This is a genomic window from Aggregatibacter actinomycetemcomitans (assembly GCF_023518055.1).
Lineage (GTDB): Bacteria > Pseudomonadota > Gammaproteobacteria > Enterobacterales > Pasteurellaceae > Aggregatibacter > Aggregatibacter actinomycetemcomitans.
In genome coordinates this window covers 895,234-908,971 of sequence record NZ_CP085096.1, presented here as the reverse complement: position 1 = coordinate 908,971, position 13,738 = coordinate 895,234, and the positions used below count along the sequence as shown (strand labels likewise).

Below are 13,738 nucleotides of genomic sequence, written 5' to 3'. Positions count from 1 at the left end.
CGTTTTCTATTTCGCCTGCACCACCCAACAATTATGAATCTGCTTATTGCGCTCAAAATCCAACGGCAATGTTTTGCGGGAAATTTCCACCGCACTTAATCCCAACGCTTCCAAACCGACAAAATCCATTTTGAACCCGCGTTTATTGTTGGAAAACACGATGGTGCCGTTCGGGCGCAGAATGCGTTTTAAATTCGTCATTAACTTAATGTGATCCCGTTGCACATCCCAGCTGTCTTCCATACGTTTGGAATTAGAAAATGTCGGTGGATCAACAAAAATCAAATCAAATTGACGATCGCATTTTTCCAGCCATTGCAGACAATCCGCTTGAATGAGTTTGTGCTGCTTGCCTTCAATGTCATTGAGCAATAAATTTTGTTCCGCCCAGTTAAGATAGGTATTTGACATATCTACCGTAGTGGTGGATTTCGCCCCGCCAAGTGCTGCGTGAACGGTGGCGGAACCGGTGTAAGCAAACAGATTCAGAAAATCCTTGCCCTGCGCCATTTCACCCAACATTTTTCGGGTCAGGCGGTGATCCAAAAACAAGCCCGTATCCAAATAATCCGTCAGGTTCACCCACAATTTTGCGCCATATTCATTCACATAAAAATACTCGCCTTTATTCGCCAATTTTTCATATTGATTGGTGCCTTTTTGTTTCTGGCGCACTTTCAAAATCAATTTATTGGTCTCCACGCCCGTGACGTTTAACGTGGCATTCACGGCATCCAACAAACGCTGGCGGGCTTTGTTTTCATCAATATTTTTCGGTGCGGCATATTCCTGCACCACAATATGATCGGCATAACGATCCACCGCCAAATTATATTCCGGCAAATCCGCGTCATATAAACGATAGGCATCCAACCCCTGCTGTTTCGCCCATTTTTCGATTTTCTTGATATTTTTCTGCAGTCGATTGGCAAAACCCGGTGCGACATGAGCAGAAGCGGCAGAAGTGCGGTCAAATTCGGCAGCGTTTTCCACCGCACTTTGCGCTGCCCGTTCAGCGAGTTGGTAGTTTTTCTGCACACAATCCAAAGGTCCGTTTTTCGCTTTGAACTGACGATGGGAACGCAAACGTAAACAATCCAACAGGCTCGGTTCGCCACTGAAAACGGACGCGTTCCAACCGGCGAATTGTTGTTTTAATCGTTGCCCGAACACGGAATACAAGGCAATCAATGCAGGCGTTGTGCCCAATCGTTCGCCGTACGGCGGGTTACAAATCACTGTGCCCGTGGTGTTTGGGCTTGGATTTTTAAGCGCCGCCACATCGCCCTGTTGCCATTGCATTAAATGTGCCACACCGGCACTTTTGGCATTTTGTTTGGCTTTTTGCAGCACTCGATGATCCAAATCGAAGCCATAAAAGTGCAGTGGATTTTCCCGTTGTTTTTCCGCGTCCACCAAGGCTAAAGCCTCTTCTTTCACCTTTTCCCACACCGCCTGATTATGCCCCCGCCAGAAATCAAAGCCCCAATGTAAGCGATATAACTGCGGTGCAATTTTCGCTTCCATTTGCGCCGCTTCAATCAGCAAGGTGCCGGAACCGCACATGGGGTCCACCAACGGCGTGCCTTGCTGCCAGCCGGAACGCATCACAATCGCCGCCGCCAAAGTTTCACGCAACGGCGCTTTGCCGGTGTCCTCACGATAACCGCGCATATGTAGTGCATCGCCGCTTAAATCCAGAGAAAGCACCACCTCATCACGGTTCAGATAAGCATGAATACGAATGTCTGGCTGTTCTTTATCGACGTTCGGGCGCGCACGTCCATGACGTTCAAAATAATCCACAATGCCGTCTTTCACACGCATAGCGCCGAATTGGGTGTGGCGAATTTCTTGGTTCGTGCCGTTAAAATCCACGAAAAAATGGACTTTTTCATCGAAATAATCCAGCCAGTTCACGCCCACCACCGCAGAATATAAATCCAAATCACTGAACACTTTGGCTTGCACGATAGGCAATAAAATGCGCGAACTCAAACGGCTCCAAAGCAAGGTGCGATACAGGGTTTCATCATCCGCCCAATAATGCACGCCGCCCTGCGTCACTTTCGCATCGCGCGCGCCTAGGTCGGTTAATTCAGATTTCAAAAGTTCTTCAAATCCACGGGCTGTGGTGGCAAAAAGTTGTTTCATACCGGTCTCAAATATGTAGAAAAAATTGGCGGAATTATAGCAGTTTTAGCCGTTAAATAGGTTGAAGTGCGGTGGATTTTGCGGATATTTTAAATTCATCGTGAAAACTGACCGCACTTTTAAGAAAATCCGGATTTGTACATATTAAATAAAGCGAAATAGGTAAGGGGAATTTTTACATTAATTTTAAACCTATTGAAAATATCAACTTTTTATCCTTAAAATAAACTTAATCATTAAAAAACTTACTCACTTTTACGAGGAAAAGCTATGATTCCCAAAACTTATTTAGCTATGCAAACCACGCCACAAGGAGATTTAGTACTAACCGAAAAGCAAACCGTATTGCCCACCGCTCATCAAGTATTGATTCAAGTAGAAGCCTGTGGCGTGTGCGGGGCAGATTTGGGCGATATCAAACATAACTTACAAACCCCACGCGTTATCGGGCATGAAGTGGTCGGGTGGCTCCTGGCTAAAGGTGAAGCTGTTTCAAAGCGCTGGCAGGTAGGACAACGGGTTGGTGTAGGTCGGCTTGGCGGACATTGTCATGAGTGCGATGCATGCCGTGCGGGACAATTTGTGCATTGTGCGCACCAAAGCTACATAGGCGCAAGCCGTGATGGCGGTTATGCCGAGCTGATGATCGTGAACCAAACAGGTTTGGTTGCCATACCCGAAAGCCTGAATAGCACTGACGCGGCTCCATTACTTTGTGCCGGCTTAGCAACTTTTAATGCACTACGTAACAGCGATACCAAAGCCGGCGACACAGTGGCAGTGCTTGGCACAGGAGGCTTAGGCCATTTGGCGGTCCAATACGCGCAAAAAATGGGCTTTGAAGTGGTATCTATCGGGCGGCAAGACTTATCCGAAAAAATGACCTCGCTTGGTGCACATCATTACGTTAATTTAGCAAAACAAAGTGCGGTGGATTTTTTACGTGAATTGGGCGGTGCAGATTTAATCCTTAGCACTATAACCGACGCCGAAACCATCGGCGATGTGGCAAAAAGCTTAAAAGCAAGAGGAAAATTGTTGCTGTTGGGCGCAAGCGGTGAGCCTTTAGCACTGCCGCTCAACCGTATAGTAGGCAAAGAACAAAGGATCCAAGGTTCGTTAACAGGTACGCCATTTGACGCAGAATGCACGCTCAAATTTAGTGTACTTTCAGGCGTAAAACCGCAGGTAGAAATCTTTCCGCTCACAAAAGCAAATGAAGCTATTGCGCGATTGAAATCAGGCAAAGCACGGTTTCGAATTGTGTTAAACGTCAATCAAAATAAGACTACACCATAAAACACCTTATTATCGGTGCCTGATCGGCAATGGACTAAAAACGAAGCAAACCTGACGAAAGTCAGTTTTTTAGGATGATTATAAATACCTAACAGGTAACGCCACCAGATTCTCTGCCAAATAATGCTTATTCGGATACTGATTAATAATCACCCCCAGCCCGATAGTAGATTCTTTCCCAAGCGAATTTAACAACGCAAAACTTTTTGCCATTTTTTTATTCGGGTTAGCAGTCGTTTTGATTTCAATGGGATAAATCGTGCGATCGTATTCAATAATCAAATCAATTTCCTTCTGATTGGTATTACGATAAAAATAAAGTGGTGGTTCAATGCCGTTATTCGTGAAAGATTTTATAATTTCACTCACCACAAAACTCTCAAAAAATTGACCGCTCTTTGCACCTTTAGAAATGGTCTCCGGTGTAAGCCATTTGGTTAAATATGCCATGAGACCGGTGTTCAGAAAATAAATCTTCGGGGTTTTAATGGTGCGTTTCAGATGATTATTACTATAAGGCTGTAACAAATAAATAATGCCTGAGGTCTGTAAAATCGCCGTCCAGCGTTTAATCGTTTCGTTAGAGACGCCAACTTCCTGTGCCACATTACTGTAGTTCAATAACTCTCCACTGCGGGACGCCAACGCCACCATAAAGCGGGTAAAATCCGTTGTATTGGTAATATTGGTGAGCTGGCGCACATCCCTTTCAATGTAAGTGGAAACGTAGGAAGAATAGTAAATTTCCCAATCTGTTTCCTGCTGATATAAACGCGGCATATCGCCTTTATGAATAATTTGCCAGATATTTTCAGGCGATTTCAGCATTTTCTCTCTGCTCGCTAAATAATCCCTACTGGGAATAAAAGGCAGGTAAAACTCAACGTTTAATATTTCACGTAGCGATAATCCTTGTAGTTTGAGAATAGCGATTCTGCCCGCCAGTGTTTCACTGACATTTTGCATAAGCTCAAAGGCCTGTGAACCGGAAAGCAAAAACATCCCATTTTTTTGCTGTTTATCGATTTCAAGCTTTAATAAAGAAAACAATTCTTGTGCATACTGCACTTCGTCTAAAATCACATTACCTGCGTGATTTAAAAAGAATAAACGCGGTTCTTGTTTGGCTTGTTCCAGCAGCAGAGGATCGTCGAAGGTCAAATAAGCGTAATCTTTTGCGATATGCTTTAACAACGTCGATTTACCGACCTGTCTCGCACCGGTGACAAGAACTGCCGGAAATTGCTTAAGTAGACGACTTACTAAAGGTTGGATTTGGCGGGAAAGGTACATATTCACTCTCAAAATTAGTTTAACTCAATACAGCATATTAAATTAAACTAATTTAAACAAGGGAAACTGTGAATTTTTAAGTTTAATTTCACATGACATATTGAATTGAACTAATTTTTAAATGTTACTCCCTCGAAAGTGCGGTTGTTTTCTCAGGCATTTTTTCCTCACGTTCCGGCAAATACGCCTTCAATCCACGTTCGCGCAAAACGCAACTCGGGCATTCGCCGCAACCGCCTTCGACACCGTTGTAGCAAGTGTGGGTGTGCCGGCGGATATAATCAAACGCGCCAAGTTGATCCGCCAGCGCCCAGGTTTCTTTTTTATCCAGCCACATTAACGGTGTGCGGATTTCAAAAGGGTAAGCCATGGCAAGGTTTAAGGTAACATTCATAGATTTGACGAAAACATCGCGGCAATCGGGATAGCCGCTAAAATCCGTTTCGCACACGCCGGTATAAATAACGCGAATGCCTTGGCTTTTGGCGTAAATGGCGGCGTAAAGTAAAAATAAGGCGTTGCGTCCGTCAACGAAAGTATTCGGCAATTCATTGTCTTTTTGACTGATTGGCGCGTTCGGATCCATTAAGGCGTTGTGGGTAATGGCTTTAATGACGCTGGTATCGAGCACCGTTTGCTTTACCTTTAAATCCTGTGCAATCCATCGGGCTTTTTCCAGTTCAATGGCATGACGTTGACCGTATTGGAATGTGATGACTTCGACATTTTCTGCGCCGAATTCTTGCATGGCGAGAAACAGGCAGGTGGTGGAATCTTGCCCACCGGAAAAAATCACGAGGGCTTTGTTAGGCTGATTTGACATAATAAATCCTGAGTTTTTTATGTGGGAAGGTCGCTAACCACAGCGAACACAAAGAAAAGTGCGGTGAATTTTAGCAAAGAAATAAAGGGATGGAAAATCCCCTTTAAAAAAACGTCGTTGAAACCAACCGCACTTTAATGCCCGATATTTTACCGTGAATGAACTGATCAAACGCGTGTTAATAAAATGCGGTCAAGAACCTATCATTCACCCTCAACATACGGTTCCCATGCGTGGGGTATTAACATTGGCTGGATAAGGGTGTTGTAGAACAGTTAGAAATTAATGTGGTGGACGTGAAATGGAAATTCAAAGATAATTAGCTTAAAACATAATCAAGTTTAAGGAAAGTTTATGCTGTATATCCCTCAAACAAACCCTGGGCGCTATGTAAGTAGCATCGTGGCATTAAACGTACATAGCCCAAACGGTACTGGCGATTGGCATAGTGCAGCGGCATTGAATGACGATGCTTATCCGCAAGATTTTTACATTTATGGTGAAAGCCAAAAAAGGAACACCAATCATCTATTGGGTAATCTAGGCGTAATTGATGGCACCCAACGATTAAATGAAATGGGATATTACCCTGAAAATTATCCTGTTTGGCTTGCCGACCACCCTCGTGCTTGCGTTGATTACCTCTACACCGCCGTACTTCAAACTGGTTCACTTGGAGAAGTTATGCTTGATGAATGGTTTCCTAGCGATGAAGATAAACAATCGGTTTACGATTTATTGAACCAGCTCGAACCCAATTTAACCGAACAAGAAAGGGAAAACTTACAATTATGGAAACGCAAAAACCCGATAATCTAATCACCGAACGCGATAAACATCACGAAAAATTGATGGTGAGTATCCTGAAAAATCTTACCGATACGCCTTTAGTACTGAAAGGTGGCACAGCACTTTATCTCGGCTACGGCTTAAACCGCTTTTCCGAAGATTTGGATTTTGACTCGTCCAAAAAACTGAATTTACTCAACAAAATCAAAGCGTCCGCCCCACACGGTATTGTGATTGATGATATTAATGTGAAAAAAGATACAGACACAGTGAGTCGTTATATTGTGAATTATCATATCCGTGATACAGGTGTTAAAGATGCACTAAAAATGGAAATTTCTTATCGAACGCCAGCATCAGATGATCAAATTACGGTTAAAGATGGCATTCGTTTTTCATCAGTGGAACGCATTATTGATAACAAACTGCACGCAGCTTATGATAGCGATAACACGCGAACTAAAGGACGTGATTTATTTGACCTACATTTTCTCGCCAAACAATACCCCGAAGCCTTTACGCCTAAACTTGCCGAACGATTAAAAGGTTTCGCTCAAGATCCTGATAAATTAGTCAGCCTATATAGTCAAAATATCCAAGCGGATCCGCTACTTAATAAGATTATGGACGTTGAACAAATTGCACTTGAGCTAAATAAGATGGCAGAAACTATCTATTTCACTCAACAAATGCAAAATCACCCTGCAATGCAAGCATCAATGCCTAATGCTAAAAAACAATTTAAGGCGTTGTTAGATGAAGCTAAAAATAAGAAAGAAGAAACAACACAAAATGTTGTGCCGTCCTCTCTTAAAATGAAATTATAAGCGACAATAACGGTATTTCTACCGCTATTTTCTACCCTACTTGAACGGTTTTAACCGCCAAAATCTTGCCGTACATTCGACAATTCCTTGCTTATGCAATCTAAGTAAAATCCAATTAACCGCTTTATAGTGTTTATTTCCAATATCAACAAATTGTGGGTTTCCTGTTAAAGCTAAAGCCTTTTCGGCTATCTCACCGCAAAACGGCCCCTGCCGATTTTCTTGTAATACTTAGGTAACCCATCGTGCTGTAATTAAAGATGGTGGTTTAGGCTCTTTTGGCATATACGGCTGAATTAAAGCATTCATTTCTTGTGTTAAAAGTTGTATTTGAATAGTCAATTCATCTTGCTTTTCTTTTAGTGATAGCAAGCAAGAGATTAATTCCTGCTTGGATAATTTTTGTGACATAATAGAAAAATCCCTATTGAGTAAAATTCCAATAGGGATTTTAGTATTTTCAATCGGTTAAATCTTTGTGCAACTGCTACATAATGCCGTTAATGCCAATCAATACCCTTCTTCCTGTAAATTCGGCAGGAAAGTTTTGTGTTGAATGCGTTTAACGCGGGTTTCGATGCGTCCGTCGGCGTACAATTCAATTTCACGCCAGCCCGGTTGAGCGGTGTCTAGAGCGAAGGTATTGCTATCCGGTTTGAATTGAATGCCCGTCGAAGGCGTTGCCATAATTTTGTAACCGTTCCATTCGCCGTCCACTTGCTGATGAATATGTCCGTATAAAATGCCTTTCACGTTATTAAACGGCGCCAGCGTGTAAGCCAATTCGTGTGCGTTACGCAGATTATGTTGATCCAGCCAGGCGGAATGGGTGGATAAAATATGATGATGCAACACCACTAATGAATAACGCTGCGGATGTTCTTTCAGCTTCGCCATCAGCCAATCCAGCTGATATTGCCCGAGCTGACCGTGGGGTACGCCGGCGATTTGGCTGTCCAGTAACAGAATTTGCCAATTTTCACCCAACAGAATGTGCTTTTTATCGCAAATATTGTCACGTTTGAGAATATCAAACATTTTCGGTTGGAAATCGTGGTTGCCGGGGATCCAAAATACGGTTTTCTCAAGGGGCTTAACGCTTTCGCAAAAACGCAGATAGCCTTCTTCGCTGCTGTCTTGAACCAAATCGCCGGTGGCTAACACCAGATCATAATCATAGGGTTGTTGCCGAATTTCACTTAACACCTGTGAAAAGCTTTCTTGAGTATTGACCCCCAATAACTCGCCGGTTGCGTCTTTAAATAAATGGGGATCCGTGATTTGAATGACACGAAACACCTCTTGCCGGGTATCATATTTATAGGTATTTAACAAATAAACTCCTATTTCCGTATTAAACTTAGTCTAAATTACCTATGGCATGTTTACAGCCACTGCGCCTGCAATTTTCGGTAATTTAACTCCAGCCACTGTAATCCCATTACTGCAATGCCGTTATCAATTTTACCCTCACAAACCCATTGATACGCGGTTTTCCTACTGACGACATGAACTCGAATATCTTCGTTTTCTTCCGCTAAACCGTAAATGCCACCAATGTTTGTGCTGTCAACGTTGCCTACGAACAAATGGATCCGCTCCAGCGCGCCGCCCGGGCTGTCCCATACACTCAAGCAATGTTGCAAATGGCTAATTTGCGCGCCCGCTTCTTCTTCACTTTCCCGCAGCGCTACATTTTCCGGGGTTTCGCCTTCTTCTACCATGCCGGCGATGAGTTCCAGCAACCACGGCGATTGTTGCAGTTTCGGATCATAAGCGCCGATACGCACCTGCTCCACCAAAACCACCTTGTCTAACACGGGGTCATAAGCCACTACCGCCGACGCGGCGCCTTTAAGCAACAGCTCGCGGGTGACGATCCCGCTCCAGCCGCCGTTAAAAAGTTTATGTCGAAACTGAACCTTATTCAGCTTAAAAAAACCTTGATAAACTGTTTCATCCTTTACAATTTCAATATCATTTTGAGTAAATTGCTGAAACTGATACATCTTTCGCTCCTTAAATCACTACCGGCAATTAGGATACTTTCATTTGTAACAAAAAAAAACTTCATTCTTCGCAAAATGTTTAGATTTTTGAACTCGGTCACAAAAGTTTGTGACATTACGTAAACCGGTCATAGACCATAGAAATATAACGAAGTATAAACAAAAAAAGTGCGGTCGGTTTTCAGATTGTTTTTCGGGTATGAAAAACGTCTGGAAAACCGACCGCACTTTTACCTTTACTAAAATTACACGAAATATTGCTCGAAAATCTGTGGCAGGTGCTGCTGTAAAACTGCCTTGCCGGCAATGTCCTCATTTTCCCATGCCTGCAATAACACCGCCGCTGAAAATTGCTGTTTCGCCTTTTCCGCCAGGGGAACATAGCTAATATGCCAAGGCTCACGCCCGATTTTTTTCCCTTCCGGCATTTTCATAAACGGCAGGACGAAATCAAAGTGCGGTAGATTTTCCGCGAGAAATTCGCTCAATCCAAAGAAATAACCGCCTTGTTCATATTCCCAAGGTTCAAGCTGTAATGCCTGACCCGGCGGTAATAAATCAGGATCAAAAATATCAATTTCCGTGCCCCAATGATGGCGGCTCGCCCCCGGCAACGCCGACCAACGCAAAATCACCTGACATTTTTGCCAGTCGTTCAATTTGGTTAAATCTAACGCCTTACCTGCGTCATCATGCACTTTACGTTCAGCGTTAAATTTGCCATTCCAAATCAGCTGCTGACGTGCAAAATCACGAAAACTGCTCGCCGGCTGTAAATTAAAGCCATTTTTTACCGCACTTTTTTGTAAGCCTTGAAAGGCTTTCGCTGCCTGCGCCTGTAAGAAATGATTGGGTGAATGGGGTATCGGCAGGTTTACTAAATGTTCACGCGATTTGCCACAAAGCATTTCAGGGGTTAAGCTCATTCTAATGTTCCAATAAATTCACTAACATTTGATGGTAAATCTGACCGCATTTGCCAAGATCTTCCACGCTCACGCACTCGTTTACTTTATGAATGGTGGCGTTAAGCGGTCCGAATTCCACCACTTCCGCGCCCATGAGGGCAATAAAACGTCCGTCTGAGGTGCCACCACCGGTTTCCAATTTCGGCGTAATGCCTGCGATTTGTTGCAGGCTGTCCACCAACGCACTCACCAGTTTTCCCGGTTTGGTTAAAAACGGCTTGCCGGAAAGATTCCATTCAATACGATACTTCAGCCCGTGTTTTTCCAGCATCTCGGCGACTTTATGCTTAATCATCCCGTCCGTCACTTCCGTGCAATAACGCAAATTAAATTGCACATAAAGCTCGCCCGGAATCACATTATTGCTGCCGGTGCCGGCATGAATATTAGCGATTTGCAGACTGGTTGGAGGAAAAAAGTCATTGCCGTTGTCCCATTGGTATGTGGTGAGCTCCTGCAAGAACGGCGCGGCTTTGTGAATAGGATTCTCCGCCAGATGGGGATAGGCAACGTGCCCTTGAATGCCCTGAATATACAGATTGCCTGTGATGGAACCACGGCGACCGTTTTTCACTACATCGCCCAAGGTTTGCGTACTGGAAGGCTCGCCCACCATGCAATAAGTGATCTTTTCGCCGCGCGCCATTAAGGTTTCCACCACACGCACCGTGCCGTCTTTCGCAGCAGCTTCTTCATCGGAAGTAATTAACAACGCGATGGTGCCTTGATGATTCGGATGGGCTTTTACATATTCTTCCGTTGCCACTACCATTGCTGCCAGTGATCCTTTCATATCCGCCGCACCGCGTCCATAAAGCATATCGTCCACAATTTTTGCGTCGAAAGGCGGATAAGTCCATTGGCTTTCATCGCCCGTCGGCACCACATCCGTATGCCCGGCAAAGGCAATGACAGGATCGCCACTGCCATGTTTCGCCCATAAATTTAGCGTGTCGTTAAAAGGCAGCCATTCAATTTGAAAACCGAGTTTTTCTAACCGTTCTGCAATCAGCTGCTGGCAGCCTTCGTCATTCGGGCTGATGGAAGGACGACGGATTAATGCTTGCGCCAAAGAGACAACTTTTTCTTTCATTAACTATTCCCTATCCCCATACGAGCCGTCTGGGGTTAATTAAACCAAGCCGTTCTACGGCTTTTATATCGCCTCCGGAGGAGGCGAGGATTATCGAACCTAGCACGCCTCGTGCTAGGTGTGTATGAACAATACGTTAATTAAACGCTGCCTGATATTCTTTTTCGCTAAACCCAATCAACGCCTTTCCCTCTTGCAAAATAATCGGGCGTTTGATTAAGGTTGGATTATCGGCAAGCACAGAAAGTGCGGTGGATTTTGAAAGTGTTTTTTTGATTTGCTCGTCAAGATTACGCCAGGTGGTGCTGCGTTTATTCACCAAGTTTTCCCAACCAAATTGTGCTTCCGCCTGTTGTAAAGAAGCCTTATCCAACCCATCCACGTGGTAATCATGCAGTTTGTGTTCAATCTGATGATCCGCAAGCCATTTCAATGCTTTCTTCACCGTGTCGCAGTTTTTAATGCCGTAAACAATAATCATAGTTTCTCCTAAATAAAAAATCCCCATTCAATTCAGAATAGGGATTTTAACCGAAATTCAGCCGATTAGCCTAATAACTTATTGATGCGTTTAATAAACGCTGCCGGGTTTTCTAAGGAACCGCGTTCGGCAAGCATGGCTTGTTCCAGTAACAATTCCACCCAATCGGCGAATTGTGCTTCATCGGCAATTTCAGCGACTTTTTTCACCAAGTGATGTTCCGGATTTAGCTCGAAGGTGTATTTTACTTCCGGCACCGGTTGACCTGTGGCGGCAAAAAGTTTTGCCATTTGCGTGGTCATTTGATCGTTATCGGTGGAAACCACTGCCGGGGTGTCGGTTAAACGGTGGGTTAAACGCACTTCTTTCACACGCCCGCCCAACAAGGTTTTGACGCGCTCAACAAAACTGCCGAAAGATTCGTCTTGTGCTTTTTGTTCTTCCGCCTCTTTGTCCGCCAAATCGCCCAAATCCAGATCTGCTTTGGTGATGCTTTGTAACGGTTTGCCGTCGAATTCCGTTAAGTAACTCAGCATCCATTCGTCAATGCGATCGGATAACAGCAACACTTCAATGCCTTTTTTATTGAACAACTCCAAGTGCGGGCTGTTTCTCGCCGCCACGTAGCTGTCCGCCGTGATGTAATAAATGGCTTTTTGCCCTTCTTTCATGCGGGAAACATAGTCTTCCAAAGACACATTTTGCTCGCTGCTGTCATTGTGGGTGGAGGCAAAACGTAACAATTTGGCGATGGCTTCTTTGTTGGCAAAATCTTCCGCTGGCCCTTCTTTTAACACCAAGCCGAATTCTTTCCAGAACTGTTGGTATTTTTCCGCATCGTCTTTCGCCAATTTTTCCAGCATTTGTAAGGAACGTTTGGTTAAGGCTTTGCGTAACGCCGCCGTGACTTTGTTGTCTTGCAAGATTTCACGGGACACGTTTAACGGCAAATCGTTACTATCAATTAAGCCGCGCATAAAACGCAGATAATTCGGCATGAATTGTTCCGCGTCATCCATGATAAACACGCGTTGCACATAGAGCTTCAAACCGTGCTTATGCTCACGATTAAACAAATCCCAAGGCGCTTTGGACGGCACATAAAGCAGGCTGGTATATTCCTGATTGCCTTCTACTTTGTTATGCGCCCACAATAGCGGGTCGGCGAAATCATGGCTTAAATGCTTGTAGAATTCTTTGTATTCTTCATCGGAAATCTCATTTTTACTACGCGTCCAAAGAGCATCGGATTTGTTGATTTTTTCCCATTTTTCGCCGATTTCTTTGCCTTCGTCCTCATATTCTTTGGTCAGCATTTCCACCGGCAGACCGATATGATCGGAATATTTACCGATAATGCCGCGTAAACGCCATTCATTTAAGAATTCTTTTTCATCGTCGCGTAAGTGCAAAATCACATCGGTGCCACGAGATTTTTTCTCAATGTCCGCTACCGTATAATCGCCTTCGCCTGCCGATTCCCAAAGCACGCCTTTGTCTGCCGGCTCGCCAGCCGCACGGGTTTTCACGGTGACTTTATCAGCGACGATAAAGGCGGAATAAAATCCCACACCGAATTGACCGATAAGCTGGCTATCTTTCGCCTGGTCGCTGCCGAGAGCCGCTAAAAATTCTTTCGTGCCGGATTTGGCGATCGTACCCAAATGATCGATAACCTGCTCGCGGGTCATACCGATACCATTATCGCTTACGGTTAAGGTGCCTTTCTCGCTGTCAAAGCTGATACACACGCGCAATTCGCCGTCGCCTGCATATAAATCCGGGTTGGAAAGAGCTTTAAAACGCAATTTATCCGCCGCATCGGAGGCGTTGGAAATCAGCTCGCGCAAGAAAATTTCTTTATTGGAATATAAAGAATGGATCATTAATTGTAACAGTTGTTTGACTTCCGACTGGAAGCCGCGGGTTTCTTGATTTGTACTCATCTTCTTCCTACTTATGTTGATAAATTAAAAACGTTATGGATATAAGTGCGGAAGGC

The 13,738-nt window shown here is 44.2% G+C and carries 13 protein-coding genes and 1 pseudogene; 4 read left to right on the top strand and 10 right to left on the bottom strand.

What is annotated here, in order from left to right:
• Positions 1-6: 6 nt before the first annotated feature.
• A complete protein-coding gene (rlmKL, locus tag LIN98_RS04685; RefSeq protein ID WP_005546739.1) occupies positions 7-2,154 on the bottom strand; it encodes a bifunctional 23S rRNA (guanine(2069)-N(7))-methyltransferase RlmK/23S rRNA (guanine(2445)-N(2))-methyltransferase RlmL in 2,148 nt (715 codons plus the stop codon).
• Between the two features lie 270 nt (positions 2,155-2,424).
• Between rlmKL and LIN98_RS04680 the strand changes: the two genes are divergently transcribed.
• Entirely contained in the window at positions 2,425-3,453 is a 1,029-nt protein-coding gene (locus tag LIN98_RS04680; RefSeq protein WP_005546742.1) for an alcohol dehydrogenase, read from the top strand.
• Positions 3,454-3,531: 78 nt separating this feature from the next.
• On the opposite strand, the gene LIN98_RS04675 is transcribed toward LIN98_RS04680, so the two are convergent.
• Together LIN98_RS04675 and queC are read right to left on the bottom strand one after the other, a co-directional pair.
• Entirely contained in the window at positions 3,532-4,746 is a 1,215-nt protein-coding gene (locus tag LIN98_RS04675) for an ATP-binding protein (protein ID WP_005546745.1), read from the bottom strand.
• Positions 4,747-4,870: 124 nt separating this feature from the next.
• A complete protein-coding gene (queC, locus tag LIN98_RS04670; protein ID WP_014167637.1) occupies positions 4,871-5,569 on the bottom strand; it encodes a 7-cyano-7-deazaguanine synthase QueC in 699 nt (232 codons plus the stop codon).
• A gap of 145 nt (positions 5,570-5,714) precedes the next feature.
• Here queC and LIN98_RS04665 point away from each other — a divergent pair.
• The 3 genes and pseudogenes from LIN98_RS04665 to LIN98_RS04655 form a co-directional block, all read left to right on the top strand.
• Positions 5,715-5,892, top strand: a pseudogene (locus LIN98_RS04665) (DNA repair protein); the annotation flags it as partial.
• A 31-nt stretch (positions 5,893-5,923) separates the two neighbouring features.
• Entirely contained in the window at positions 5,924-6,388 is a 465-nt protein-coding gene (locus LIN98_RS04660; RefSeq protein WP_005546748.1) for a hypothetical protein, read from the top strand.
• Complete coding sequence (locus LIN98_RS04655) at positions 6,361-7,185, top strand: nucleotidyl transferase AbiEii/AbiGii toxin family protein (protein ID WP_005571304.1); 825 nt, start codon at positions 6,361-6,363, stop codon at positions 7,183-7,185. Before LIN98_RS04660 ends, LIN98_RS04655 begins: the two co-directional genes overlap by 28 nt.
• Positions 7,186-7,416: 231 nt before the next feature.
• On the opposite strand, the gene LIN98_RS04650 is transcribed toward LIN98_RS04655, so the two are convergent.
• The 7 genes from LIN98_RS04650 to htpG all read right to left on the bottom strand — a co-directional run bounded on the left by LIN98_RS04650 (position 7,417) and on the right by htpG (position 13,682).
• On the bottom strand, positions 7,417-7,596 hold the full coding sequence (locus tag LIN98_RS04650; RefSeq protein ID WP_005571306.1) for a hypothetical protein: 180 nt from the start codon (positions 7,594-7,596) through the stop codon (positions 7,417-7,419).
• A 99-nt stretch (positions 7,597-7,695) separates the two neighbouring features.
• Positions 7,696-8,520, bottom strand: coding sequence for a 3',5'-cyclic-AMP phosphodiesterase (cpdA, locus tag LIN98_RS04645; protein ID WP_005567898.1), 825 nt, complete (start codon positions 8,518-8,520; stop codon positions 7,696-7,698).
• A 50-nt stretch (positions 8,521-8,570) separates the two neighbouring features.
• Positions 8,571-9,194 (bottom strand): ADP-ribose diphosphatase, encoded by a 624-nt coding sequence (gene nudF / locus LIN98_RS04640; protein WP_005592875.1) that lies wholly within the window; start codon positions 9,192-9,194, stop codon positions 8,571-8,573.
• A 245-nt stretch (positions 9,195-9,439) separates the two neighbouring features.
• Positions 9,440-10,120, bottom strand: a complete 681-nt coding sequence (locus tag LIN98_RS04635) for a M15 family metallopeptidase (RefSeq protein WP_005568841.1) — start codon at positions 10,118-10,120, stop codon at positions 9,440-9,442.
• A 1-nt stretch (position 10,121) separates the two neighbouring features.
• Positions 10,122-11,255, bottom strand: a complete 1,134-nt coding sequence (gene dapE, locus LIN98_RS04630) for a succinyl-diaminopimelate desuccinylase (protein WP_249856174.1) — start codon at positions 11,253-11,255, stop codon at positions 10,122-10,124.
• Positions 11,256-11,391: 136 nt separating this feature from the next.
• On the bottom strand, positions 11,392-11,736 hold the full coding sequence (locus LIN98_RS04625) for an ArsC family reductase (protein WP_033000918.1): 345 nt from the start codon (positions 11,734-11,736) through the stop codon (positions 11,392-11,394).
• Between the two features lie 65 nt (positions 11,737-11,801).
• A complete protein-coding gene (htpG, locus tag LIN98_RS04620) occupies positions 11,802-13,682 on the bottom strand; it encodes a molecular chaperone HtpG (RefSeq protein WP_014167635.1) in 1,881 nt (626 codons plus the stop codon).
• Positions 13,683-13,738: the final 56 nt, after the last annotated feature.